Annotated in this window: 24 protein-coding genes; 6 read left to right on the top strand and 18 right to left on the bottom strand. The window is 72.4% G+C overall.

What is annotated here, in order from left to right; translation table 11 throughout:
* Positions 1-10 precede the first annotated feature (10 nt).
* Together O7619_RS04835 and O7619_RS04830 are read right to left on the bottom strand one after the other, a co-directional pair.
* Entirely contained in the window at positions 11-715 is a 705-nt protein-coding gene (locus tag O7619_RS04835; RefSeq protein WP_282285956.1) for a DUF2786 domain-containing protein, read from the bottom strand.
* A gap of 33 nt (positions 716-748) precedes the next feature.
* The gene (locus O7619_RS04830; RefSeq protein WP_282285955.1) at positions 749-1,138 is read right to left on the bottom strand and encodes a hypothetical protein; all 390 of its coding nucleotides are present in this window, start codon (positions 1,136-1,138) and stop codon (positions 749-751) included.
* A gap of 167 nt (positions 1,139-1,305) precedes the next feature.
* Here O7619_RS04830 and O7619_RS04825 point away from each other — a divergent pair, with 167 nt between their 5' ends.
* Entirely contained in the window at positions 1,306-2,643 is a 1,338-nt protein-coding gene (locus tag O7619_RS04825) for an ABC transporter substrate-binding protein (protein ID WP_282285953.1), read from the top strand.
* A 66-nt stretch (positions 2,644-2,709) separates the two neighbouring features.
* On the opposite strand, the gene O7619_RS04820 is transcribed toward O7619_RS04825, so the two are convergent.
* Complete coding sequence (locus O7619_RS04820) at positions 2,710-3,453, bottom strand: enoyl-CoA hydratase/isomerase family protein (RefSeq protein WP_282285951.1); 744 nt, start codon at positions 3,451-3,453, stop codon at positions 2,710-2,712.
* Positions 3,454-3,561: 108 nt separating this feature from the next.
* Entirely contained in the window at positions 3,562-4,419 is an 858-nt protein-coding gene (locus O7619_RS04815) for a 3-hydroxyacyl-CoA dehydrogenase family protein (protein ID WP_282285949.1), read from the bottom strand.
* A 162-nt stretch (positions 4,420-4,581) separates the two neighbouring features.
* On the opposite strand from O7619_RS04815, the gene O7619_RS04810 reads away from it, so the two are divergent.
* On the top strand, positions 4,582-4,869 hold the full coding sequence (locus O7619_RS04810) for a hypothetical protein (protein ID WP_282285948.1): 288 nt from the start codon (positions 4,582-4,584) through the stop codon (positions 4,867-4,869).
* Between the two features lie 52 nt (positions 4,870-4,921).
* Here O7619_RS04810 and O7619_RS04805 read toward each other — a convergent pair whose 3' ends face one another.
* Complete coding sequence (locus O7619_RS04805; RefSeq protein ID WP_282285947.1) at positions 4,922-5,701, bottom strand: class I SAM-dependent methyltransferase; 780 nt, start codon at positions 5,699-5,701, stop codon at positions 4,922-4,924.
* A 53-nt stretch (positions 5,702-5,754) separates the two neighbouring features.
* Here O7619_RS04805 and O7619_RS04800 point away from each other — a divergent pair, with 53 nt between their 5' ends.
* Positions 5,755-6,153, top strand: coding sequence for a PPOX class F420-dependent oxidoreductase (locus O7619_RS04800; RefSeq protein ID WP_282285945.1), 399 nt, complete (start codon positions 5,755-5,757; stop codon positions 6,151-6,153).
* 59 nt (positions 6,154-6,212) lie between these two features.
* On the opposite strand, the gene O7619_RS04795 is transcribed toward O7619_RS04800, so the two are convergent.
* Both O7619_RS04795 and O7619_RS04790 read right to left on the bottom strand, forming a co-directional pair.
* Positions 6,213-6,422 carry a BldC family transcriptional regulator gene (locus O7619_RS04795; protein WP_007073996.1) on the bottom strand — a complete coding sequence of 70 codons (210 nt, stop codon included), beginning with the start codon at positions 6,420-6,422 and terminating at the stop codon, positions 6,213-6,215.
* 256 nt (positions 6,423-6,678) lie between these two features.
* On the bottom strand, positions 6,679-7,518 hold the full coding sequence (locus tag O7619_RS04790) for a hypothetical protein (protein WP_282285943.1): 840 nt from the start codon (positions 7,516-7,518) through the stop codon (positions 6,679-6,681).
* A 175-nt stretch (positions 7,519-7,693) separates the two neighbouring features.
* On the opposite strand from O7619_RS04790, the gene O7619_RS04785 reads away from it, so the two are divergent.
* Both O7619_RS04785 and O7619_RS04780 read left to right on the top strand, forming a co-directional pair.
* The gene (locus tag O7619_RS04785) at positions 7,694-8,776 is read left to right on the top strand and encodes a Glu/Leu/Phe/Val dehydrogenase dimerization domain-containing protein (RefSeq protein WP_282285942.1); all 1,083 of its coding nucleotides are present in this window, start codon (positions 7,694-7,696) and stop codon (positions 8,774-8,776) included.
* Positions 8,777-9,077: 301 nt separating this feature from the next.
* Positions 9,078-9,293 carry a DUF3073 domain-containing protein gene (locus tag O7619_RS04780; protein WP_107157984.1) on the top strand — a complete coding sequence of 72 codons (216 nt, stop codon included), beginning with the start codon at positions 9,078-9,080 and terminating at the stop codon, positions 9,291-9,293.
* Positions 9,294-9,438: 145 nt separating this feature from the next.
* Here O7619_RS04780 and amcA read toward each other — a convergent pair whose 3' ends face one another.
* The 5 genes from amcA to O7619_RS04755 all read right to left on the bottom strand — a co-directional run bounded on the left by amcA (position 9,439) and on the right by O7619_RS04755 (position 14,073).
* Positions 9,439-9,651 (bottom strand): multiple cyclophane-containing RiPP AmcA, encoded by a 213-nt coding sequence (gene amcA / locus O7619_RS04775; RefSeq protein WP_281585627.1) that lies wholly within the window; start codon positions 9,649-9,651, stop codon positions 9,439-9,441.
* Positions 9,632-10,723, bottom strand: a complete 1,092-nt coding sequence (gene amcB / locus O7619_RS04770; protein WP_282288671.1) for a cyclophane-forming radical SAM peptide maturase AmcB — start codon at positions 10,721-10,723, stop codon at positions 9,632-9,634. The genes amcA and amcB overlap by 20 nt, the downstream gene beginning before the upstream one ends.
* A 130-nt stretch (positions 10,724-10,853) precedes the next feature.
* Entirely contained in the window at positions 10,854-12,008 is a 1,155-nt protein-coding gene (gene purM / locus O7619_RS04765) for a phosphoribosylformylglycinamidine cyclo-ligase (protein ID WP_282285938.1), read from the bottom strand.
* 55 nt (positions 12,009-12,063) lie between these two features.
* On the bottom strand, positions 12,064-13,581 hold the full coding sequence (purF, locus tag O7619_RS04760) for an amidophosphoribosyltransferase (RefSeq protein WP_282285937.1): 1,518 nt from the start codon (positions 13,579-13,581) through the stop codon (positions 12,064-12,066).
* 168 nt (positions 13,582-13,749) lie between these two features.
* On the bottom strand, positions 13,750-14,073 hold the full coding sequence (locus O7619_RS04755) for a sterol carrier family protein (RefSeq protein WP_282285936.1): 324 nt from the start codon (positions 14,071-14,073) through the stop codon (positions 13,750-13,752).
* Positions 14,074-14,654: 581 nt separating this feature from the next.
* Here O7619_RS04755 and O7619_RS04750 point away from each other — a divergent pair.
* Positions 14,655-16,592: a carboxypeptidase regulatory-like domain-containing protein gene (locus O7619_RS04750; protein WP_348774350.1), complete on the top strand. Its 1,938-nt coding sequence runs from the start codon at positions 14,655-14,657 to the stop codon at positions 16,590-16,592.
* Positions 16,593-16,645: 53 nt separating this feature from the next.
* On the opposite strand, the gene O7619_RS04745 is transcribed toward O7619_RS04750, so the two are convergent.
* The 6 genes from O7619_RS04745 to purS form a co-directional block, all read right to left on the bottom strand.
* Positions 16,646-17,200 carry a GNAT family N-acetyltransferase gene (locus O7619_RS04745; RefSeq protein WP_282285935.1) on the bottom strand — a complete coding sequence of 185 codons (555 nt, stop codon included), beginning with the start codon at positions 17,198-17,200 and terminating at the stop codon, positions 16,646-16,648.
* Positions 17,200-18,603 (bottom strand): helix-turn-helix transcriptional regulator, encoded by a 1,404-nt coding sequence (locus tag O7619_RS04740; protein ID WP_282288669.1) that lies wholly within the window; start codon positions 18,601-18,603, stop codon positions 17,200-17,202. Before O7619_RS04740 ends, O7619_RS04745 begins: the two co-directional genes overlap by 1 nt.
* A 352-nt stretch (positions 18,604-18,955) precedes the next feature.
* Positions 18,956-19,705 (bottom strand): 2-phosphosulfolactate phosphatase, encoded by a 750-nt coding sequence (locus tag O7619_RS04735; RefSeq protein ID WP_282285934.1) that lies wholly within the window; start codon positions 19,703-19,705, stop codon positions 18,956-18,958.
* Positions 19,706-19,715: 10 nt separating this feature from the next.
* The gene (gene purL / locus O7619_RS04730; protein ID WP_282285932.1) at positions 19,716-22,433 is read right to left on the bottom strand and encodes a phosphoribosylformylglycinamidine synthase subunit PurL; all 2,718 of its coding nucleotides are present in this window, start codon (positions 22,431-22,433) and stop codon (positions 19,716-19,718) included.
* 64 nt (positions 22,434-22,497) lie between these two features.
* Positions 22,498-23,181: a phosphoribosylformylglycinamidine synthase subunit PurQ gene (gene purQ, locus O7619_RS04725; protein ID WP_282285931.1), complete on the bottom strand. Its 684-nt coding sequence runs from the start codon at positions 23,179-23,181 to the stop codon at positions 22,498-22,500.
* Positions 23,178-23,441, bottom strand: a complete 264-nt coding sequence (gene purS, locus O7619_RS04720) for a phosphoribosylformylglycinamidine synthase subunit PurS (protein ID WP_282285930.1) — start codon at positions 23,439-23,441, stop codon at positions 23,178-23,180. Before purS ends, purQ begins: the two co-directional genes overlap by 4 nt.
* Positions 23,442-23,654: the final 213 nt, after the last annotated feature.

Below are 23,654 nucleotides of genomic sequence, written 5' to 3'. Positions count from 1 at the left end.
GCCGGATCGGTCAGCCGGCTATTCCGGGGCTCGCGCCGGCACCGGTCAGCCCGGTGCCGCCCAGGTCGGCGCGACGACCGGCGGCGGCGCCGGGGGCGAAGCCACCCCCGGCGAGGCGGCGGCGCGGGGCGGTACGCAGGCGCGGGTACACCTCGGCGAGCCGGCGCTGCACGCGGTCGGAGCGGTCGGCCAGCACCAGCGCCACCGACGGCACGCCGGCCTCGGCGACCGCACCGGCCTCGGCCGCGCGCAGCCGCTCGGCGACGACCTGGGCAAAGCCGGCGAGCCAACTGCGCCGGAACGCGGCCGGATGCTCCCCGACCGGCACCGCCGCCCCGGCCAACCCGTGCGCCGCCTGCACCAGCAGCGAGGTGAAGAGCAGCTCGACCCGTTCCAGGTCGCTGGCGAAGCCGAACAGGTGCATCGCGTAGCCGTCGCCCTGCCGTCGGCGTACGCAGCGGCACCGCAGCGGGTCCGCGACGGCGGCGAGCAGACCGGCCTTGTCCCGCGCGTACGGGGCGACCACCTCGACCGTGCGGTCCCCGATCGGATCGGCGGCCGGCTCGCGGGCGGCGAGCAGCGCGCGGTCGACGCCGTACCGGGCGATCAGCTCGGTGGCCTTGGCCATGAAGGTGGCCGACTCGGCGGGCGTGCAGGCCGGGTCCTCGGCCTGGGCGAGCAGCTTGCGCACCTTGCCGAGCATCGCCTGGGACATCAGTCAGAGGTATCACAACGAGGGGGCGCGGTGTCAGCCCTCCCGGCTGCGCAGCGTGGCGATGGTCGAGCCGGCGAGCGTGAGCAGGCAGTCGGGCAGCAGCCCGTCGGCCGCCGCCGCGCCGAACAGCGCCTCGCCGGTGTCGGCGTCGTCGTTGGCGTACGCGCTGACGAAGCGGGCCACCCAGCGGGTGTCGTAGCCGGCCTGGTCGATGCCGGGGAAGTCGAGCGCGGCGGCGCCACCGGGCGCGTCGTCGCCGAGCATGGTGGCGGCCAGGCACCAGGCCACCCCGTACGCCCCGGCCAGCCCGGAGCGGTCCACGACCGCGTCGAACGCGCCGACCACACCGGCGCCGTCGCCGGCCAGCGCCGAACGGAGCACGGCGGTCGCGTCGTCGAGCGTCTGCTGTGCGTCGTCGGTCACCTGCGGAACAGTAACGCCGAGGGTCAAACCGGTGACCCGGAACCAGGGAGACGATCACCCAGAGTCATTCCCGCAGTCGAGGTGCCGACGGAGCCAGGTCCACGGTCCCGCGTGCTGCGCGGGCACGCTAATGTGCGCAGCGGACCTTCGCCGGAGGAAGGACGACCATGCTTGGAAATCGCACGTCGCGCGCGGCCCTGTCCACGGCCTGCGCGGCGCTCCTGCTCGCTACGAGCGCCTGCGGGAGTGACGAGCCGAAGGACGCGGCCACCACCCAGGTCCGCCTCTACGGCACCGACGGCAATATGCAGAACTCCTTCGCCGCGGAACTCAAGGACCGGGCGAATCTTCTCAACGGGATGAAGGGCACCACCCCCCTGACACCGTTGCCGGAGAGCTTCAAGGAACGGCTACGCAACGTCGATCCGAAGTTGACCGACTACCTCTACTCCGCCGAGTCCTACGACGCCGTGGTGATCAGCGCGCTGGCCGCCCAGGTCGCCGGGACCACCGCGCCGGCCGAGATCGCCGAGCAGATCGTCGGGGTGACCACCGGCGGCCAGATCTGCGACACCGTGAAGTCCTGCCTCCAACTGGCCCGCGCCGGCCAGGACCTGCAGTACCGGGGCGTGTCGCTGAACCGGGCCGGGTTCACCGACGCCGGCGAGCCGGCCACCGCGAGCTACGGCACCCTGCACTTCGACAACCAGCAGCTCGACGACGCGAAGACCGAGTTCGTCGGCGCCGGGGACGAGTCCGGGGTGAGCACCAAGACCCCACCGCGCGGTCGCAAGCCCCGCGGCGGAAAGGCGAAGGACGCGCCGCTGATCATCGGCGGCCTGCTGCCGAAGACCGGTGACCTGGCCCTGGCGTACCCGCCGATGGCTGCCGGGGTCACGCTCGCGATCAACGAGATCAACGCCGGCGGCGGGGTGCTCGGCGAGCCGGTGAAGTTCATCGTGGGCGACGACGGCACCAACCCGACGGTGGCGAAGGCGACGGTGGCCTCCCACGTCAGCCAGGACGTCTCCGTGATCATCGGGGCCGGCGCGTCCGGCATCTCCCGGGCGGTGCTGCCGGACGTGGTGGCCGCCGGACGGATCCTCTTCTCCCCGTCGAACACCGACGCCGGGTTGAGCGCCATCGACGACAAGGGCCTCTACTTCCGCACCGCGCCGCCGGACAGCCTCCAGGGCCGGGCGCTCGCCGACGTGATGCTGCGGGACGGGCCCCGCAAGATCGTGCTCCTGGCCCGGAAGGACTCCTACGGCGAGGGCCTCCAGGAGAACGTCCGGTCCGAGCTGGAGAAGGCCGGGGTGGGTGCGGACCGGCTCAAGCTGCTGACCTACGTGCCGCCGGAGGACCCGAACACGCCCGTCGACTTCACCGGCATCGCCCAGGAGATCAAGAGCTTCGGGCCGGAGGCGGTGCTGGTGATCGGGTTCGGCGAGTCGGCGCGGGCGATCACCGCGCTGGCCGACGCCGGGGTCCAGATCCGGGACTGAGCGGTCGAAACAGGGCGGGCCGCACCGGGGACGACCCCGGTGCGGCCCGCGCCGTCCGGCAACGGCTCAGCGTGCCCGGCGCCGCTCCAGGAAGTCCGTCATCCGCCGGTGCTTCTCCTCGTCCTCGAAGAGCACCGCCTGACTCAGCAGGTCGAGCTGGGGGTGCGCAGCCGGCGGCGCGTCCACCGCCAGCTTGGTCAGCCGCAGGGCCAGCGCGGAGCCCTTGGCCATCTCGTCGAGCAGGCCGTGTGCGGTGGGCAGCAGCTCCGCCGGCGCCGGCACCACCCGGTTCACCAGGCCGATCCGCAGCGCCTCGTCCGCCTCCACCCGCCTGCCGGTGAAGAGCAGTTCCTTGGCCCGGGCCTCGCCGACCAGCGCCGGCAGCCGGTAGGTCGCACCGGCACCGGCCAGGATGCCCAACCGCACCTCGGGCTGACCGAAGACCGCACGCTCCGTGCACACCCGAAGATCGCAGGCGTACGCCAGCTCGGCGCCACCGCCGAGCGCCGGACCGTCGACCGCCGCCACGGTGGGCAGCGGCAGCGCCCGGATCCGGGCGAACACGCCCTGGTTGATGGCGGCGAGCGCGTCCAGCCGGCCACGTTCGCGGAGCTGCGCGATGTCGGCGCCGCCGGCGAAGATGCCGTCCGTCCCGCCGGTGAGCAGCATCAGCCGGGGGCGGGCCTCCAGTTCGGCGCAGACGTCGTGCAGTTCACCCACCAGGTCGGCGTCGATCGCGTTGCGCTTCTCCGGCCGGTCGAGCGTGACCACGAGCCGGTCCGGCAGTTCCTCGATCCGCAGCCCGCTCACTGTGCCTGCCTTTCGTTCGCGACTGCGGGGCTCGCAAGCTCACTCCTCGCGCTCACCGTGCCTGCCTTTCGTTCGCGACTGCGGGGCTCGCAAGCTCACTCCTCGCGCTCACTGTTTGACGCCGCCTTCCCAGGTGTAGAAGCCCTGCCCGGACTTCTTGCCCAGCTTGCCGGCGGCGACCATCTCGGCCAGCAGCGGCGGCGGCGCGAAGCGGTCACCGTACGCGGCCTGGAGGGTGCGGGCGATGTCGAGCCGGACGTCCAGCCCGACCAGGTCGGTCAGCTCCAGCGGGCCGACCGGGTGCCGGTAGCCGAGCACCATCGCCTTGTCGATGTCGGCCGCGTCGGCGACCCCGTCGGCCACCATCCGGATCGCCTCCAGGCCGAGCGTGACACCGAGTCTGGAGGTGGCGAAGCCGGGCATGTCGCGTACCACGACGGGGTCCTTGCCCAGCCGGGCCGCGAGCGCGACGGCCGCCCCGATGGTCTCCGGCGCGGTGGCCGGGCCGACCACGACCTCGAGCAGCGCCATCGCCCAGACCGGGTTGAAGAAGTGCAGCCCGAGGAAGTCCGCCGGACGGTCCAGCCCGGCGGCCAGCTCGGCGATCGGGATGCTCGACGTGTTGCTGCCCAGCAGCGCCGGCCGACGGCCCTCGGCCTCCCGGAGCACCACCCGCTTGAGGTCGAGCCGCTCGGGCACCGCCTCGACGATCACGTCCGGCCCGTCGGCCACCTCGGCCAGGCCGGTACGCGGCGTCACCCGCACCCGGTTGGCGGTGGCCGCCTCGGCGGTCAGCCTTCCGCGCGCGACGGCGCGGTCCCACAGCTCGCCGAGCCGTCGGACGGCGTCCGCCCCCCGCTGCGGGTCGACCTCGACCAGCTCGACCGCGTAGCCGGCGCCGGCGGCCACGTAGGCGATGCCGAGGCCCATGGTGCCGGCTCCGACGACCACAAAACGACCACTCATCGTGTCCCCTCGTCGCGGCGGTGGCGCGCGGGGTCTCCGCCGCCCGGCCGGCCGCTCGCTCGATCCTGGATGCGACCCTATGCGTCGGCGGGACCGCCGGGCATGCGTGGGGGGCGGGCGGACGGGGTAAAGACCGCCGTCAACGCCGAAGGAAGGATCGAGATGAGCCAGGCACCGGAGAGCGCGGAGGGCACCGAGACGGTCGAGACGCGCGGTGACGAGCGGGTGGACCTGCTTCGCGCGGACACCAACAACGACGGCAAGACCGACGTCTGGGTGGTGGACACCGACGGCGACGGCAAGGCCGACCTGTTCCAGTTCGACACCGACGGCGACGGCAAGGTGGACATCACCATGGTCGACATCGACGAGGACGGCACCCCGGACGAGGTGGTCGACGGCGACGGCGGCCTCCCGCCCGAGCAGACCACGCCCACCGTCCAGGTGTGAGAGGTAAGGCGGGGGCCCTTCTTATCGCCTAGGCGATAAGAAGGGCCCCTTCCTAACGCCTCAGCGCGAGCGTGGCGAGATAGTAGGGGTGATCGGTGTCGTCCACGTCGGTCAGTCGCCACGGGCTGTCCTGGACCAGCTCGGCGAACTCCGCGGGCGAGCAGACCAGGTAGTCGAACCAGTCGGTGCCGAGCAACCGGTACCGCAACCGCAGCCGTAGCTGCCCGCCCAGCCGACCCCGCCGCCGGTTCGCCTCGTGGTAGGCGGTGTGCACCGGGTCGGTGGTGCCGTACGGGTCGGTGCCCTGCGCGATCACCCGCGCCCCGGGTCGGGCCAGCGCGGCGAGCGCGGCCAGCAGCACCGGGGCCCGCTCGCGACTCTCGAACAGGCCCAGGTTGTTGCCGAGCAGCAGGAACGTGTCGTAGCGCCGGTCGCCCGCGGCGTGCTCGTCGACGGTGGCGTGCACCAGTTCGCGTACGCCCCGGTGGCGGCTGACCCGCAGCGCGCCGAGCGAGGTGTCCAGCCCGGTGACCGGCACCCCGCGCTCCTGGAGGTGCAGCGCGATCCGACCGCCGCCCACGCCGACGTCGAGCACGTGCCCGTGGACCCGGTCCACCGCCCGGTGGTCGTGCGGCTGCCATTGCGGCGGCGGGTCCAGGTAGTGCCCGGCGGGCGCGCCGTTGACCAGCCCGTCGTCCCGCTCGATGATCTCGATGACCGGGCGGGGCAGGCGTCCGCCGGCCATCGGCCGGGGGCCGACCCCGGTGGCCACGGCGTACACGTCGCGGATCATCTCGCCGAACACGTCGCCGATCGTGGGTTCGGGGGTCATGCGAGCACGCTATCCGGGCTCGACGGCACCGGCGCGACCGTATCCTGGGCGTCGTGACCGACCTGGACCGCCTGGCTGCGGAGAAGTACGTGCTGCTCACCACGTTCCGCAAGGACGGGCGGGCGGTGTCGACGCCGGTGTGGGCGGTGCGCGACGGCGACGCGCTCGCGGTGTGGACGGTGTCCGACTCCGGCAAGGTGAAACGGATCCGGCGCGACGGCCGGGTCACGGTGGCCCCGTGCGACGTACGCGGCAACCCGCGCGGGGAGGCGGTGCCGGGGCACGCGACGATCGACGACCCGGAGCACACCCGCCGGGTTCGGGGGCTGCTCAAGCACAAGTACCGGCTGATCGGGCGGATGACGTTGCTCGGTAGCCGGCTGCGCCGGGGCGAGGGCGGCACGGTGGGGCTGCGGATCGTGCTCGACGGTGCGACCTCCGGACATGACTGAGGGCGGTGGCCCGTCGGCCGACCGCCCTCGATCGCAAAGCTGAGAAAATGTCCGGGTCGTCAGTCCCCCTGCCGCTGCTGGGGGATCTGCCCCTGAAGCAGGGCTCGAACCTCCGACTCGCGGTATCGGCGGTGGCCGCCCAGGGTCCGGATGGCGCTGAGCTTGCCAGCCTTGGCCCACCGGGTCACCGTCTTAGGGTCGACACGGAACATCGACGCCACCTCGGCCGGTGTGAGTAGCGGCTCTGGTTCGTGCGTTCGCGATGCCATCGGGGTCACTCCTCCACATGTATAGACATCGGCCGGGGTCCCGCCGGCCGACGCGTCTCCCATGGTCCGGCTAGTCCCCGATGTCCGACATGGGCCGAACGGCTGAAGGTCCCTAGACGGACGGATGAAGCATGCCCGATTTTTACGACTTTTATGTTGCAGAACCCACCTTATTCGGACTCATGATCACGGTTCGTGATGCGTCAACTACGAGACAGTTTCGGATCCGGCGCTGCAAAGATGGACGAACCGGGCGTCAGTTGCAGCGTTCCAGAAGTTGCACCGCCCGCCAGCGGGCGACCAGCTTGTCGTACGCCGCCGAAGCCTCCTCGGCCTCGCCCCGGGACAGCCCGGCCAGGCCCTCCGCGACCAGCTCGGTCGAGTCGTCGGCCGCCAGCGTCTCGTCCGGCAGCAACTGCACCAGACCGCCGTAGTCCAGCTCCACCACCGACCTCGGATGGAACTCCTCCAGCCAGCGGGCGGCCTCCTCGACCGCCTCGGTGATCGGTGCCTCCCCGACCGACTTGCGCAGCACGGACAGCGCCCGGGAGGAACGGCGGCGGGCCTTGGAGATCTCCGTGCGGTAGCGCAGCGCCCGCCGCCCGGCGTCGGTGACCAGGTGCCGTTCCCCGGCCTCGAAGAGCACGAACCAGCGCAGCGGCACTCCCCAGGTGGCGACCTGCTCGTGCACCCGTGGCACGCCGTGCTCAAGCACCCGCGCCCCGCTGCGCCAGTCTTCCACCACGGCCTTGGCCTGCCCGGCGAGCACCGGCGGCACGAATGCGTCGGCGAGCACCGGGGGCACGCCGTCGCGGGCGCTCAGCGCCGCCTCGGCGACCCGGATCCGCAGGTTCCACGGGCAGACCAGCAGCGTGTCGTCGGCCTCCAGGACGTACGCCTCCTCCGGCAGCTCGGGCAGCCGGGTCCAGCCCGCGCCGAGCGCCTCGATCACCGAGGTCCGCTGCCGGCCCGGCCCCTCCAGCGGCGCGATCGCCCGACCTTCGGTGACGTACCGGCGCCAGTAGGACTGCCGGTCCCGGTCGAAGGCGGTCAGCGGCTCGTACACGCGCAGGTATGAAGCGAAGAGCGACGGCACGGCGCGATCCTCCCACGAGACGGGACCGCCCGTCGCCACCGTCACACCGGCACCGTGACGTGGGCGACAGTACGGTTCCGGCCGATATTAGGCTCAACGACACCGGCAGCATCCCGCCGGCCGCGCCACCCAGGTCCGCGCCCCACGAGGGCGCACACCGACACAGGAGTCAGCCATGGGCGTATTTGCCAGCACCGACGACCCCGCATCCACAGGTCACGAACAGGTCGTGTTCTGCCAGGACAAGCAGTCCGGCCTGAAGGCGATCATCGGGATCTACTCCACCGCGCTGGGCCCCGCGCTCGGTGGCACCCGGTTCTACCCGTACGCCAGCGAGGCCGACGCCCTCGCCGACGTGCTCGACCTCTCGCGCGGCATGGCGTACAAGAACGCCCTGGCCAACCTCGACCTCGGCGGCGGCAAGGCGGTCATCTGGGGTGATCCGGAGCAGCTCAAGAGCGAGGCCCTGCTGCGGGCGTACGGCCGCTTCGTGGAGTCGCTCAACGGCCGCTACTACACCGCCTGCGACGTCGGCACCTACGTCCCGGACATGGACGTGATCGCCCGCGAGACGCGCTTCGTGACCGGCCGCAGCGTGGAGCACGGCGGCGCCGGCGACTCGTCGATCCTCACCGCCTGGGGCGTCTACCAGGGCATGCGGGCCGCCGCCGAGCACGTCTGGGGCAGCCCGACGCTCGCCGGCCGCCGGGTCGGCGTGGCGGGCCTGGGCAAGGTCGGCAAATATCTGACCGGGCACCTGCTGGACGACGGCGCCGAGGTGGTCGCGACCGACGTCAGCAGCCGCGCCCAGGAGTGGGCCCGCACCACCCACCCGCAGGTCACCCTGGTCGACGACACCGCGGCGCTCGTCGCGTCCGACATCGACGTGTACGCCCCGTGCGCGCTCGGCGGCGCGCTCGACGACGAGACCGTGCCGGCGCTGCGGGCCAGGGTGGTCGCCGGCGCGGCGAACAACCAGCTCGCCCACGCCGGCATCGAGAAGGTCCTCGCCGACCGGGGCATCCTCTACACGCCGGACTACGTGGTGAACGCCGGTGGCGTGATCCAGGTCGCCGACGAGATCGAGGGCTTCAACTTCGAACGGGCCAAGCTGCGCGCCACCCGGATCTTCGACACCACCCGCGAGATCCTGCGACTCGCCGACGACGAGGGTGTCCCACCGGCGGTCGCCGCGGACCGGCTCGCCGAGCGGCGGATGGCCGAGGTCGGCCGGCTGCGCAGCATCCACCTGCGGTGAGCGGCTGCCGGGGGCGGTTCCACCGGCTCCGCCCCCGGGCCGCCCGCGGCCGACCGGGGCGTTAGGCTGGGCGTAGGTGACTTCGTGCCGATTTGCCCGCTGTCATGGCCGACCTCAGTAAGCACTCCTTACCGGGTACACTGTGTGACGGTCGGAACACTGCGACGCGCAGGGCCGGTCGACGGTGACCCGAGGTGCCGAACGGTGGCATCCCCATGTACCGTAAGAGCCACGAGAGATGCCTGACGTCATCGGGGCCCGCCTTCGGGCTGCCCCGCATTCTGTGCGAGGGGGTCGAGCCATGGGGCGCGGCCGTGCTAAGGCCAAGCAGACAAAGGTGGCCCGGGAGTTGAAGTACCACTCCCCGAACACCGACCTAACCGCCTTGCAGCGCGAACTGGCGGGTAGTGGTAAGTCTGAGCACAACTTCGACGACGACTACAAAGAGTATGTCGACGACGATGACGAGGACCACGCGGACGACGACCCGGACCCCTGGGCCCGTCCGACCCGCTGACCTCCGGTCACACTGAGCACGCGGCAGCCCCCGCGTGCTCACGCATGTGCTCAGCCGGCGCCGGCGTACGACCGACGATCAGGGGCCTGCCGCACCGGGATGCCTCCCCGCGCCGACAGGTCCCTGATCGCGGCACAACCGATGCTCAGCGCGGGCGATTGTTCCAGTTGTAGAACGTCGGGATGTTCTCGAAGTGGTTCCACGCGCAGACCGCGTTGGCGCCGTCTCCGCCCGACACCTCCGCCCGCAGCAGGCGTGCCGCCTCGGCCTCGTGGAGCAGCGCGGTCAACCCCGCGGCGGCATCCCGCACCCGGTCGGCGACCGCGTCCCGGTCGGTGTCACTGGTGATCTCGGGCATGCTCCAACACTCCCTCCAATAGGCGGATCTTGCTGTTCCGGCAGTGCTCGGTCTCCGTACCGTCGAACCGCCCCTGCTCGAAGTAGCGGTTGGCGGCGTGGCCGCCACCGCAGAAGCCGAAATATGCGCAGGTCGCCCGGCACGCCTCCACTCCGGTGAGGAACTCGTCCACCCACGGCGTCCGGCCGGCGTCGGCGAGGATCTCGCCCAGCGGCGTGGCAAGCACGTTCCCGCTGCCGAAGTCGCCGTAGCGGGCGTCGGTGAAGCCGGCCAGCTCGGGCGAGAGCACCACCACCGAACCGTCGTACGCGACCGTCGGGATCGGGTCGAGCCGGCGGGGCAGGAGGTCGTCCGCGGCGCCGGTCAGCACCGCCCCGGCGTACCGCAGCGACCACTCCACCTCCCGCAGGTGGATCCGGGGAGCCCGACGCCACGCGGTCACCAGCTCGGCCCAGAACCCGGTCACCGCGCCCGCGTCCCGGGCGTTCGACCGGGTGTTCACCCCCTCGGTCTCCTCGATGTTGACGCCGAGCACCTCGCAGCCCAGGTCGAGGAAGTAGTCGTACAGCTCCGTCGCCACCCCCGGCTCCGGCCGGGAGACCACCGCCAGCGCCGAGAACGGCAACCCGTGCCGGCGCAGCGCCGCCACCCCGGCCACGATCCGGTCGTACGCCGGCCGGCCGCCCCGGGTGGCCCGCTCGGCGTTGCGCGCCCGCGGGCCGTCCACGCTCACGCTGACCCGCACCCGGTGCTCGGCGAAGAACGCGCACCAGGCGTCGTCGATGAGCGTGGCGTTGGTCTGCACGTGGTGCTCCACCTCCGGCCCGAACGGGGCCAGCAGGGCGGCCAGGTGCTCCCGGCCCGCCGCGAGCGGCTCACCGCCGTGCCAGACCACCGAGCATCGACCCTCGGCCGCCCAGGGGTTCACCGACGCCGCCACCGCCTCGGCGACCGCCACCGGCATCCGCCGGTCCGCCGCGCGCAACGGCAGATAGCAGTAGGCGCAGTCGAGGTTGCACAGCGTGGTCGGCTGCATCACCACGTACGAGGGGACGGCGGCGATGCCCCGCATCCCGTCCGAGGTGAGCGCAGCCATCGACCCCTCCCCCGCGTACCTGTGAAAACCCGAACCTTCAGGCTAGGCCGCGGCGGCCGTCCGGGTGAACCCCCGACCAGGTGCGCGGATGATCAACAGAAGGTGATCACCCGCGGGTGTGCTGGCCGACCATCTGGACGTTGCCGGAGCCCTCGATGACCTCCCCCGCCTGCCAGGCGTCGACGCCGCGGCCGGTCAGGGTGGCGAGCGCGCGGTCGGCGTCCTCGGCGGAGACGATGGCGAACATGCCCACGCCCATGTTGAAGGTCGCCTCCATCTCCGGGTCCTCGATCCGGCCCTTCGTCTGGATCAGGTCGAAGATCGGCTGCGGCTTCCAGGTGGAACGGTTGACCACCGCGTCGACGTGCTCGGGCAGGATCCGGACCAGGTTGCCCGGGATGCCACCGCCGGTCACGTGGGCCAGCGCCCGCACCTCGGCCTCGGCGATCAGCTTGAGGCAGTCCTTCGCGTAGATCTTGGTCGGGGTGAGCAGCTCCTCGCCCAGCGTGCGCTGGCGGCCGAAGTCCTCGATCACCACGTCCAGCCGCATCCGGCCGGCGCCCAGCAGGACGTGCCGCACCAGGGAGTAGCCGTTGGAGTGCAGACCCGAGGAACGCATGGCGATCACCACGTCGCCCACCTCGACCCGCTCCGGACGGAGGATCTCGCTCTCCTCCACCACGCCGACGCCGGTGGCGGAGATGTCGTACTCGTCCGGGCGCAGCACGCCGGGGTGCTCGGCGGTCTCACCGCCCAGCAGCGCGCAGCCGGCGTACCGGCAGCCGTCGGCGATGCCGGCGCCGATCTCGGCGACCTTGTCCGGCACGACCTCGCCGGTGGCGATGTAGTCGAGCAGGAACAGCGGCTCGGCCCCGCAGGCGACCAGATCGTCGACCACCATCGCGACCAGGTCGATGCCGACCGTGTCGTGGATGTCGAGCTGCTGGGCGATCACCAGCTTGGTGCCCACACCGTCGGTGGAGGACGCCAGGATCGGGTTCTTGTATTTCTTGGTGTCCAGCCGGAACAGGCCGGCGAAGCCACCCAGGTCACCCAGGACCTCCGGGCGACGGGTCTCCTTGACCTTGGACTTGAGCAGCTCGACCGCGCGGTCGCCCGCCTCGATCGACACCCCGGCGTCGGCGTACGAGACCGAGCGTTTGCGCTGCGTCCGGCTGGAGCCCGCCGACCAGGGCTGGCGGTCGCCGCCGGCACCCGACGGGCTGGATCCTGCGCCGCTGCGCTCGGACACGTGCGTCACGGTTCTCCCCTTTGTGGTTCCGCGGGGCCGAGGCGCCGGACCCGCGTCGGTGGTGCTACGGGTGATGGGTGGGTGTGGCGACGAGAGGGTTCGTGGACTCGGCCGCCTCGGCGACGATCCGGCGGCTCACGCCCTCCAGCACGTGCTTGCCGATCAGGTTCCCGGCCGGCAGCTCGATCGGGTATTCCCCATCGAAGCACGCCCGGCACAGCCGGGTCTTCGGCTGCTCGGTCGCCGCGATCAGACCGGGCAGCGAAACGTAACCCAGCGTGTCGGCGCCGATCGACCGCCGGATGCCCTCGTTGTCCAGCCCGTTGGCCAGCAGCTCCGCCCGGGTGGCGAAGTCGATGCCGTAGAAACAGGGCCAGCTCACCGGCGGCGACGAGATCCGGACGTGGACCTCCAACGCCCCCGCCTCGCGCAGCAGCCGGACGATGGCCCGCTGGGTGGTGCCCCGCACGATCGAGTCGTCCACCACCACCAGACGCTTGCCGCGGACGTTCTGGCGCAGCGGGTTCAGCTTGAGCCGGACGCCGAGCGCGCGCAGCGTCTGCGAGGGCTGGATGAAGGTGCGCCCGACGTACGGGTTCTTCATCAGGCCCTGGCCGTAGGTGATGCCGGACTCCTCGGCGTAGCCGATCGCCGCCGGGGTGCCGGACTCCGGCACCGGGATCACCAGGTCGGCCTCGACCGGGTGCTCCTTGGCGAGCTGGCGGCCGATCTGCACCCGCGCGGCGTGCACGTTCCGGCCGGCGATGGTGGCGTCCGGCCGGGCGATGTAGACGTATTCGAAGAGGCAGCCCTTGGGCTCCGGGGCGGCGAACCGGCTGGAACGCAGCCCGTCCTCGTCGACGGCGATCAGCTCGCCCGGCTCGACCTCGCGGACCACGCTCGCGCCGACGATGTCGAGCGCCGCGGTCTCGCTCGCCACCACCCAGCCCCGCTCCAGCCGGCCGAGCACGAGCGGGCGTACGCCGTGCGGGTCGCGCGCCGCGTAGAGCGTCGACTCGTCCATGAAGACGAAGCTGAACGCGCCGCGCAACTGCGGCAGCACCTCAAGCGCCGCCGCCTCGACCGACAGGTCGGGGCGGCTGGCCAGCAGCATGGTGACGAGCGAGGTGTCGTTGCTCGACCCGTCGGAGTCAAGCCCACGGACGGACACCTCGCGTTGCAGGTCGGACGTGTTGACCAGGTTGCCGTTGTGGGCCAGCGCGATCGTGGTGCCGGCGCTCGTGGCGCGGATCGTCGGCTGGGCGTTCTCCCAGGTCGAACCGCCGGTGGTCGAGTAGCGCGCGTGCCCGATCGCGACGTGCCCGCGCAGGCTGGCCAGAGTCGGCTCGTCGAACACCTGGGCGACCAGGCCGAGGTCCTTGTAGACCACGACGCCGGAGCCGTCGCTCACCGCGATGCCGGCGGCCTCCTGGCCACGGTGCTGAAGGGCGTAGAGCCCGAAGTAGGTCAGATTGGCGACTTCCTCCCCCGGCGCCCAGACACCGAAGACGCCGCACGCGTCCTGGGGGCCGGGTCGCTGGGGGTCAAGGTCGTGGCTCAGCCGGCCATCGCCTCGGGGCACCTGCCGCTCCCTCATGGTGGGGGTCTGGACTGGCCTGGCGGAGTCGGGGGGCAGCTCCGCACCGTGGGCCGGGACCGTCATCGGGCACCAGTGTACGCGAACAGATGTCGACACCGACAGTCACGAAACATCCGCCGAACGTCACCAGGTCCGACCGGGTCGGCCCGGCTAAATCGGGAGGTACGCGGAAAGGTCGGCCCGGATCCCGGAGACCCGTACGCGACCCTCGGTGACCGCCTCCGCCCAGCCGAGACGTCCGGTGGCGAGCGCCAGCCACGTCGCCGAATCCATCTCCACCACGTTCGGTGGGGTGCCACGGGTGTGTCGCGGGCCGGGCACGCACTGCACCGCGCCGTAAGGTGGAACGCGCACCTCCACCGATCGGCCGGGAGCGCGCTCCGTGAGGGCGGCCAAGAGCGTCCGGACCGCCGCCCGGAGCACCGGCCGTTCGGGCGTACGCCCCTCATCAAGCGCCGTCACTGCGGCGAGCACCGACTCGGAATAAGCGTGCGGAGAGGACACGACGGGACGATACGACCCGGCAGAAGGCCGCCCGACGCCGGCCCTGGGTAGAGATGATCCGGTCAGACAAGGCATAGTTGCCGACGGCGTAATTCGTACCGTGAGTGATCAACCTCGGCCGGACCGGCCAGCGGGGAGATCAGACCCGGAAGGCGGTGGACGTGTCCACACACCGACGTGCCTGGCAGCATCGGGCCGGTGTGGTCGTAGCGTTGGTCTTCGGCGCCCTGCTCACCGTCCCCGCCACACCCGCCCTCGCGGCAAGCGTCAGCGTCTCGCCCGGGTCCGTCACAGTCAACGCCGGCAGTGATGCCACGGTCACCGTCACGGTCAACCCCGAGGGCGGCGACACTAACGGCGACATTAGCCTGAGCGGTCTGCCAGCCGGAGTAAGTTGCACCAGCGGTTGCGGCGGTATCGAGTTCAATCCGCCGGGCGCTCCCAAGGTTCAGATCCTCACCCTGCGCGCGAACGACAACGCCGGTGACGCCAATTCCTCCGTCACGGTCCGGATTCAAGGAGTTGGCCGGCCGGCCACCGCCAACTTCAACTTGACCGTCAAGGGTAAGCCCGCTCCGCCGTCCCCGCAGCAGCCGGAGACCGTCAAGACGATCTCCGGCAAGGTGGTCACCTCCGAGGGTGAGCCGATCTCCGGCGCGCTCGTCATGCTGCGCGACAGCGCCAACAAGCAGCGCTCGACGGAGACGAACGGCAGCGGCAACTTCAGCTTCAGCGGCTCCGCGTCCCAGCCGATCGCGCCGGGGCGGATCGACCTCGGCGCCTCCAAGGGGCAGGCCGAGCCCGGCACCAAGTCGATCAACGCCGCTGCCGGCCAGTCCGTCACCGGCCTGCGCATCAGTGTGGCGGTCAAGGCGTCGGCGAGCCCGAGCGCGACCCCGTCGGCGAGCGAGTCGGCCGTGCCGTCCGAGGAGGTCACCGAGGAGGACGCGGCGACCGACGCCCCCGCCTCCGACACGGCCGCCGCCCAGGAGCCGACCTCGAACGAGGACTCCGGCGGTTTCGGCTCCTGGCTGCTGATCCTGCTCGGCGGCCTCTTCGTCGCCGTCGGCGTGGGCACCATCGTGCTGCTCTACATGCGCCGCAAGAACGAGGACGGCGACGGCGACGGGCCGGGCGCGCCGATCGGTCCGGATGGCCCGGGCGGGCCCGCCGCGGCGGGCGCGATCCCCGCGGCCCGTGGCGCATACCGGGGTGCGGACGACCAGACCCGGGTGGTCAACGGGATGGGCGGCGGCCCGACCCCGACCATGGTCGGCGGTGCCGCGATGAGCGAGGCGCCGACCATGCTCCAGCGGCCGGTCGTGGACGACGTCCCGCCGGACCCGTACGGCGCGCCGCCCGGCCCCACCTACGGCGTCGGCGCGGGGCAGGCCGGTTACGGCTACGGCGACGCGCCCGCCTCGGGCGGCGGCTACGGCAACGCACCCTCCTCCGGCAGCGGTTACGGCACCGGCCCGTCCTCCGGTGCCGGCTACGGCAGCACCGACTACGCGGCCGGGGCGGCCGGAGCGGGCGGCTACGCACCGGCCCAGGGCGGCGGGTACGGCCACGAGCGCTTCGACGAGCCGACCGGCCGCTACACCGGTGACAGCACGCAGTACGCGCCGGCCGCCGACCCCTATCCGACCAGCACCTACCAGCCGGAGCAGGACCGGGGTTACGGCCAGGCCGGCCCGGGTCAGTACGGTCGTGGCCCGGAGCAGGGCGACGGCTACGGCGCGGCCGGCGGCTACGGCGCCGCGTCGGGCGGTTACGACGACAATTCCGGTGGCGGCTACGACGGCGGCCGGCAGCAGGCGGGTTACGGCGACGCGCCGACGGGCGGTTACGACGCCAACCCGACCGGCGGCTACGGCACCCCCCCGACGGGCGGTTACGACGCCAGCCCCACCGGCGGCTACGACGCCAACCGGACCGGCGGTTACGGCGGCTCCCCGACCGGCGGCTACGACGCCAGCCCCACCGGCGGCTACGACGCCAACCCGAGCGGCGGCTACGGCGGCTCCCCGGCGGCGGGTGGATACGGCGACGGCCCCCGCTACGGCGACAGTCGAGCGGGCGGCGGCTACGACAACGCGCCGGCGGGTGGCTACGACAACGCCGGCGGCGGCTACGACGGCGGCCGGCAGCAGGGCGGTTACGGCGACGCGCCGGCCGGCGGCTACGACGCCAATCCGGCGGGCGGCTACGACGGTCGCCAGCAGGGCGGTTACGACAGCGGTCAGGCCGGCGGCTACGGCGGTTACGACGCCGGTCAGCAGTCCGGCGGCTACGACCAGCGCGGCGGCTACGGCGACGCCTACGGTCAGTCGCCGCAGGGCGGATACGGCCAGGAGCCGCCGCAGCAGCGCGGTGGTGGCTACGACAACCAGGCCGGCTATCCCCACGACCCGGCCCAGGCCGGTCGCGCCCGCCCGGACGGCCAGTCCGACCGGGGCGGACGGCGTCTCGACTGGCTGGACGACTGACCCCGCACCTTCACGACGATGGCCGCCCCGCAATCACGGGGCGGCCATCGTCGTCAGGCTCGCGGTTCGGCGTGAACGGGCTGCCGGACCAGGACCATGAACCTTGGCGCGTCATCCCAGGACGGCGTCAGATAAGTGACGTGCCGCCACCCCCAGGAGTCGTAGGCGCGTCGAGCGACGCTGTTCTCCGGATCCACGAGAAGGGTGGCGCGATCCTCCGCACGGCGGCTGAGAAGTTGGTCGTGCAGCGCTCGCGCCACGCCTTGACGCCGCCACCGCGGTTGCACGAGCAGTTCGCTGACGGCGAAGGTACGTCGTCCCGTCTCCGCGACGAACCCGGACGGTACGGGTTGCTCGATTCCCGCCCACCACCCGGTCTCGGCGGGCAGGGGAAAGCCGTAGATGTATCCGGCCAGTTCCGCGCCGGCCGTGGCGGTGACCAGGCTCCACCCGTCGCGTGACATGTGGGCGGCGAGCTGGCGTCGGTAGCGGTCCTCGCTGTGGAACTCGCCGCCGCCCACGTACACCTGGAGGTAGAGGGCGACGAGGTCGTCGACGAGCGGAGCCGCCTCGGCCGCGGTGTGGTGACGCAGGTCCAGTCCCCCCACTACCGGCTCACCACCTGGTCGTAGGCGTCGAGGAACGTGCGGCTCGTGGCGGTCGGTCGCTGGGCCTGCCCCAGGCTCGACCTGACCTGGGCGAGGTGGCGCCACACCCGCCCGGAACTCACCTGGCCCAGTTCGGGCAGGACATCCATCGCCGTTTGTGCGGCCCCGTTGACGTCGCCGAGCCGGCACTGCGCGTCGGCGAGTTGGACCGTGTAGTAGATCCGGTTCCGGCGCAGCGCCGGGGGGATGTTCTCGGTGATCGCGCGGAACGTGTCCGCGGCACGATCAGCCCGGCCCATCGCGAGATACGACAGCCCTTCGATGCCCTGGACCTCCTGCGCGGTGACGAAGTGAAGGAATGGCATGTCGTCCTCGCTGGTGCCGCGCTCGAACTCGCGGCGGGCCTTGGTCATCGCCCGGCTGAAGCCGCCCGCATCCCCCAGTGCCGCGTTCGCGCGCGCGGTGCGCAGGTGGAGCAGGGTCGCCAGCCTCGGCGTGCCCCACCCGGCCGAGGCACGTACCGCCGCTTCCGCGCTGTGCAACGACTCGCCGGGACGGTCGTCCCGAACGAGCAGCGCGAGCTGAGCGAAGGCGCGGACCTCCATGCGCGGATCGTCGGCGATGCGGGCCCGGGTGATCGCCTCGTTGAGGTACGGCCGCGCCAGCGGCCGACGGTCGGAGTCGATGGCCAGCCAGGCGGTCTCTATCGCCAGGTCGGCCAACGCGGTCTGCAGTGCGTCGCCGACCTCCCGGCTGTAGGTGGCCTTCGTGGCCCACGACGACAGGTGTGAATGGACCCGAACGGCGATGTCGTAGAGCTGGTCGGCGCCCGCGACCGCGTCGGCCTGGCGGAGTTGCCCCACCAACGAGCCGGCGTAGCGTACCTGTTCCATGCCGACGCTCCGAGGTGCGTCGACCGGGCCGGAAAGCAGGTCAGGGAAGCCCGTCGCGGCTATGCCGGCAAGTGCGGCCAGGGCGTGAAACTGTCGGCGGTCCGTGGTGCCACCTCCTCGCTCCGATGCCGGTGTCGCGGCATCCGCCAGGATCGGCGGGTTCGCCGCCCCGGCTGTCTCCAGTGTCGCGACCGACTCGTGGTCCGGTCGCTCGGCATCCGTGCTCGGCCTGGCGGGCGGCTGGTCGGGCAGGCTGAACCACAGGTACGGCGACGGAATCCGGAGCAGCCGCGCCCAGTGGATGAGGCGATCCAGGTGAACGATCGGCGGTCCGTTCTCCACCCGGCTCAACTGTGCCTGCGTGATCCCCAGCCACCCCGCCACCACGCTCTGCGGCAGTGGGTTCCTCCCCTGGTAGGGGTGATTCCGATACGCGCGAATCGCCCGACCGAGATGCCGTCCGGCCAGCGCCGCGCGTACCGGCTCGTGCTCCCAGAACAACGCCGGCACCACCGGCGGGGCGCTCAACCGGTCCCGCTCGGCGGCCTGACAGGGCGCGCAGCGTCCACTGTCGTTGTCGCGAGCCAGGCGTCCGCCGCAGCGGGGGCAGTTGGCGTGTGTCACCGGCGACCTCGCTCCGCGCGAGTGGCTGGGTCAGAAATCGAGCCTAACCATTCAAGCCGCTCAGCGGCGTTGCGGTATGCGTTCCGCGCATACCCGCATTTCCGCTGTCGCCAGTCCTCGCCGATCTTGGAGTTGTGGCACCTCCGATATCGGCACGAGCCGGATATTTCCTGGCACCACAAGTCCAAGATCGACGCCGTCACCCGCAGACCGGACGAAACCGGGGCGGGGGCGGCGCTCAGGCGGCGGTGAAGTAGCCCCGGCGGAGCACCGGCACCACGTCGGAGACACCTACCTCGGTGGCGATCTCGACGTCGGAGGCGAAACCGCCCTCGGCGAGTTCCCGGCCGGAGACGCAACCCCGGACCGCCGCCGGGACGTCGGGCGTGCTGGCCAGCGCGGCAAGCGCCATGGCCGCCTCCACCGAGAGTCCACCGGGCACCCCGGCCAGCGCGTCCAGCACGAGGGCCGCCCCGAGTTGATCCTCCACGCAGGGACGCAACGACCCGTCGGGCCAGCGCTCCCCGGCGGCCACCACGCCCACCGGGGCGTCGTTCGTGCCATACCCCTGATTGCGCAGCCATCGCCCGACGGCGCGTGCGTTGCGCAGGCACGCCGCGACCACGGGCGTGCCGGTGGCGCTCGCCGCGGCGCTGATCGCCGAACCGTTCGGCGACGGCAGCACCAGGTCGGCGGCCACCGGCGCGGCTCGCAGTGCCGCCGGGGAGAGCGACCACGGATGCTCCGGTGTTGTCTTCCGACGCCCCACGGCGGCGACGGCACCGACCCGGCGGGCGTATTCCGCGGCCTGATCGCCCCAGGGGAACGGGTGCACCCGCGAGCCACGGCTCACCGCCACCTCCACGGCGGTGGTGAACGAGAGCACGTCCACCACCACCAGGGCGGCGCAGACCCGGCCGAGTTCCGCCGCCCCGGTCAACCCCCAGTCGAACCGGGCGCCGGCCCCGGGTTGGGCGAAGACGGCCAAGGCCAGGGCCTCAGCGCTGGTCCGGCTCACCGGAAGCGGGGCGGTCGGCGTCCGGGGCGGACTCCGCCTCGGACGTACCCGCGTCCCCGGCCGGAGCGGAGCCGGCCGACGCCGCCTCGGTCGCCGCCGGAACGGATCCACCGGTCGCCGCCTCGGCCCGGGCCTGAGCCGACCCGTCCGCGGCCTGAGCCGGGGCCGGTCCACCAGGCGCTTCGGCCTCCGAACCGGCCTTGGCGATCGGCTCCGCGTCGACCCGGGCCGGGTCCACCCCGACCGGCCGCTCGGCGGTCGCCGGCAGCACGGTGGCGGTGCCGGTACGGGTCGACGCCACCTCCACCCGCGCCACCTCGGCGTCGCCGAAGAGACGCGGCAGCGTCGCGCCGTGCACCTCGCGCAGCTCGTTCAGGTCGATCCGGAACTGGCCGCGCACCTCAAGTGCCCCGCCGGTCGGGTCGGTGACGCCGATGACCTCCCACGGCACCCCCCGCTCGGCGCAGAGGGCGGTGAACGCCTTCTCGTGCCCACGCGGCACCGACACCAGCACCCGGCCGGCGGACTCGCTGAACAGGAAGACGAACGGCATCGAGCCCTCGGCGAACTGCTCCGGCAGCGCGATCTGCGCGCCGACGCCACGGCGCAGGGTGGACTCGACCAGGCTCTGGGCCAGCCCACCGTCGGAGAGGTCGTGCGCCGAGCTGAGGTGCCCGACCCGGGCGGCCTCGGCCAGCAGCTCGGCGAGCTGCCGCTCCCGGGCCAGGTCCACCTGCGGCGGGATGCCGCCCAAGTGCTCGTGGGTCACCCAGGCCCATTCGGAGCCGGAAAGCTCGACGTGCGTCTCGCCCAGCAGGAAGAGCTGGTCGTGGTCGCCGGCCGGGCGGGGCACGAAGCCCATCGGCACCCGCTCGGCGACGTCGTCGAGCACGCCCAGCACGCCGACCACCGGGGTCGGGTGGATGGCCGCCGCGCCGGTCTGGTTGTAGAAGCTGACGTTGCCGCCGGTGACCGGGATGCCCAGCTCCAGGCAGCCGTCCGCCAGGCCGCGCACGGCCTCGGCGAACTGCCACATCACGCCCGGGTCCTCCGGCGAGCCGAAGTTGAGGCAGTTGGTCACCGCGATCGGCTTCGCGCCGGTCACCGCCACGTTCCGGTACGCCTCGGCCAGCGCCAGCTTCGTCCCGTGGTACGGGTCGAGGCGGGCGTACCTGCCGTTGCCGTCGACGGAGAGGGCGACACCCAGGCCGGTCCGCTCGTCGATCCGGATCACGCCCGAGTCCTCCGGCTGGGCGAGCACGGTGTTACCGAGCACGTAGCGGTCGTACTGCTCGGTGACCCACGTCTTGTCGGCCAGGTTCGGCGAGGCGATCATGCGCAGCACGGTCTCCCGGAGCGCGTCCGGGGTGCCCGGCCGGGGCAGCGTCTCGGCCCGGTCGGCCTGGAGCAGGATCAGGTCGGCCGGCTCACGCATCGGGCGGGCGTAGACCGGACCGTCGTCGACGAGCGAGCCCGGCGGCACGTCGACCACGAGCTGGTCGCGCCAGGTGATGACCAGCCGGCCCGGCCGGCCGTCCGGCGACGGCGCGGTGACCTCGCCGATGGCGGTGGCCCAGACGCCCCACTTCTCGGCGGTCTTGAGCACCGCCTCCAGCTTCTCCGGCGTGACCACCAGCAGCATCCGCTCCTGGGACTCGCTGGCCAGGATCTCGTGCGGCTCCATCGACGGCTCGCGCAGCGGCACCCGCTCCAACCAGACCCGCATGCCGGTGCCGGCGGAGGCGGCGGTCTCGGTGAGGGCGCAGGTCAGGCCGGCGCCGCCGAGGTCCTGGATGCCGACCACCAGCTCGGCGTCGTACAGCTCCAGGCACGCCTCGATGAGCAGCTTCTCCATGAACGGGTCGCCCACCTGCACGGACGGGCGGCGCTGCTCGCTGCCCTCGTCGAAGGTGGCGCTGGCCAGCACCGAGACGCCGCCGATGCCGTCCCGGCCGGTCTTGGCGCCCATCAGCACCACGACGTTGCCGGGGCCGGTGGCGTCCTTCTTCTGCAGCCGGTCGACCGGCAGCACGCCCAGGCAGAGGGCGTTGACCAGCGGGTTGCCCTGGTAGCAGGGGTCGAAGACCACCTCGCCGCCGATGTTGGGCAGGCCGAGGCAGTTGCCGTAGCCGCCGACGCCGGCCACCACGCCGGGCAGCACGCGGGCGGTGTCCGGGTGGTCGGCCGCGCCGAAGCGCAGCGGGTCCATCACGGCCACCGGGCGGGCGCCCATGGCGAGGATGTCGCGGACGATGCCGCCGACGCCGGTCGCCGCGCCCTGGTAGGGCTCGACGAAGCTCGGGTGGTTGTGCGACTCGACCTTGAAGGTGACCGCCAGCTCGTCGGAGACCCGGACCACGCCGGCGTTCTCCCCGATGCCGGCGAGCAGCCGGTCGCTCGGCGGCGCCTTCTCGCCGAACTGGCGCAGGTGCACCTTGCTCGACTTGTAGGAGCAGTGCTCGCTCCACATGATCGAATACATGGCCAGCTCGGCCTGGGTGGGCCGGCGGCCGAGGATGTGCCGGATCCGGTCGTACTCGTCGTCGCGGAGGCCCAGCTCGGCGTACGGCTGAAGCTCTTCCGGCGTGCCGCCGGCGCGCTGCACGGTGTCCACGCCCGGCGCCCAGTCGTCGGTCGGGCCGGCCTGCGGCGCCACGCCCTGCGCCTGGGGCAGGGTCGGATCCGGATGGGTGGTCATGACGTCTCCTTGCTGCGCTCGCCGCCGCGACGGCGGGTGAGCCGACCGATGGTGCCGGCCATCATCACGCGGGGGCTCCCACCAGGTGCTTGAGCACCGAGGTGAAGAAGCCGAGGCCGTCCAGGGAGGGGCCGGTGAGCGCCTCCACCGCGTGCTCGGGGTGCGGCATGATGCCGACGACGTTGCCGGCCTCGTTGGTGATCGCGGCGATGTCACGCTGCGATCCGTTCGGGTTGCCGCCGAGGTATCGGGCGACGACGCGACCCTCGGCCTCCAGCCGGTCCAGCGTCGCGGCGTCGGCGACGTAGCAGCCCTCGCCGTTCTTGACCGGGATCAGCACCTCCTGGCCCGGCTGGAACGCGTTGGTCCACGCGGTGCCGGTGGCCTCGATCCGGAGGACCTGGTCCCGGTTGCGGAAGTGCAGGTGCTGGTTGCGGGTGAGCGCCCCGGGCAACAGGTGCGCCTCGCAGAGGATCTGGAAGCCGTTGCAGATGCCGAGCACCGGCAGGCCACCGCGGGCGGCCTCGACGATCGTCTCCATCACCGGCGCGAACCGGGCGATGGCCCCGCAGCGCAGGTAGTCGCCGTAGGAGAAGCCGCCGGGCAGGACGACGGCGTCCACCCCGTGCAGGTCCGGGTCGCCGTGCCAGAGCCGGACCGACTCGGCGCCGGCGAGCCGGACGGCCCGGGCCGCGTCCCCGTCGTCGAGCGAGCCGGGAAAGGTCACCACACCGACCCGGGCGGTCACGAGTGGGCGCCCGCGGTCTCGTCGGAGGTGTCCACGCGGACGGCGAAGTCCTCGATGACCGGGTTGGCGAGCAACTTGTCGGCGATCTCACGGGCCCGGTCGAGGTCCGGTTCGCCGGCGAACTCGATCTCGATCCGCCTGCCGATCCGAACCGAGGCGACGTCGCTGACGCCGAGCCGGGGCAGCGCGTTCGCGACGGCCTGGCCCTGCGGATCGAGGATCTCGGGCTTGAGCATGACGTCGACTACGACGCGAGGCACGGGGCACTCCTGACTGTGTACGCAGTTGGGTGCCGGCCCACAAACGGCCGAGCGCAGCCAGCCTACCTGGCAGATGCGGTCCGGCCCGCACCGGCCGTCGCCAGTTCGGGCGGTGGCGGGTGGGACTCCCGGCGCGGACCGGAGACCGTTGCGCGTTCGTTGCGGCGTCGATACGTATTCGTTGCCCGGCGAGCCGCTCCCCGCTCGCACACA

The sequence above is a fragment of the Micromonospora sp. WMMD998 genome (assembly GCF_029581235.1).
GTDB lineage: Bacteria > Actinomycetota > Actinomycetes > Mycobacteriales > Micromonosporaceae > Micromonospora.
The sequence above is the reverse complement of the archived record's forward strand: the minus strand, read 5'-3'. Positions and strand labels throughout refer to the sequence as shown.

Bases quoted from the DNA above. Each gene is read 5' to 3' on its own strand.
- O7619_RS04810 (WP_282285948.1), top strand. From the start codon at position 4,582: ATGAGCCAGGCACCGGAGAGCGCGGAGGGCACCGAGACGGTCGAGACG.
- amcB (WP_282288671.1), bottom strand. From the start codon at position 10,723: ATGCGGGGCATCGCCGCCGTCCCCTCGTACGTGGTGATGCAGCCGACC.
- purL (WP_282285932.1), bottom strand. From the start codon at position 22,433: ATGACCACCCATCCGGATCCGACCCTGCCCCAGGCGCAGGGCGTGGCG.
- O7619_RS04780 (WP_107157984.1), top strand. From the start codon at position 9,078: ATGGGGCGCGGCCGTGCTAAGGCCAAGCAGACAAAGGTGGCCCGGGAG.
- O7619_RS04835 (WP_282285956.1), bottom strand. From the start codon at position 715: ATGTCCCAGGCGATGCTCGGCAAGGTGCGCAAGCTGCTCGCCCAGGCC.
- O7619_RS04815 (WP_282285949.1), bottom strand. From the start codon at position 4,419: ATGAGTGGTCGTTTTGTGGTCGTCGGAGCCGGCACCATGGGCCTCGGC.
- O7619_RS04785 (WP_282285942.1), top strand. From the start codon at position 7,694: ATGGGCGTATTTGCCAGCACCGACGACCCCGCATCCACAGGTCACGAA.
- amcA (WP_281585627.1), bottom strand. From the start codon at position 9,651: ATGCCCGAGATCACCAGTGACACCGACCGGGACGCGGTCGCCGACCGG.
- O7619_RS04805 (WP_282285947.1), bottom strand. From the start codon at position 5,701: ATGACCCCCGAACCCACGATCGGCGACGTGTTCGGCGAGATGATCCGC.
- O7619_RS04825 (WP_282285953.1), top strand. From the start codon at position 1,306: ATGCTTGGAAATCGCACGTCGCGCGCGGCCCTGTCCACGGCCTGCGCG.
- O7619_RS04795 (WP_007073996.1), bottom strand. From the start codon at position 6,422: ATGGCATCGCGAACGCACGAACCAGAGCCGCTACTCACACCGGCCGAG.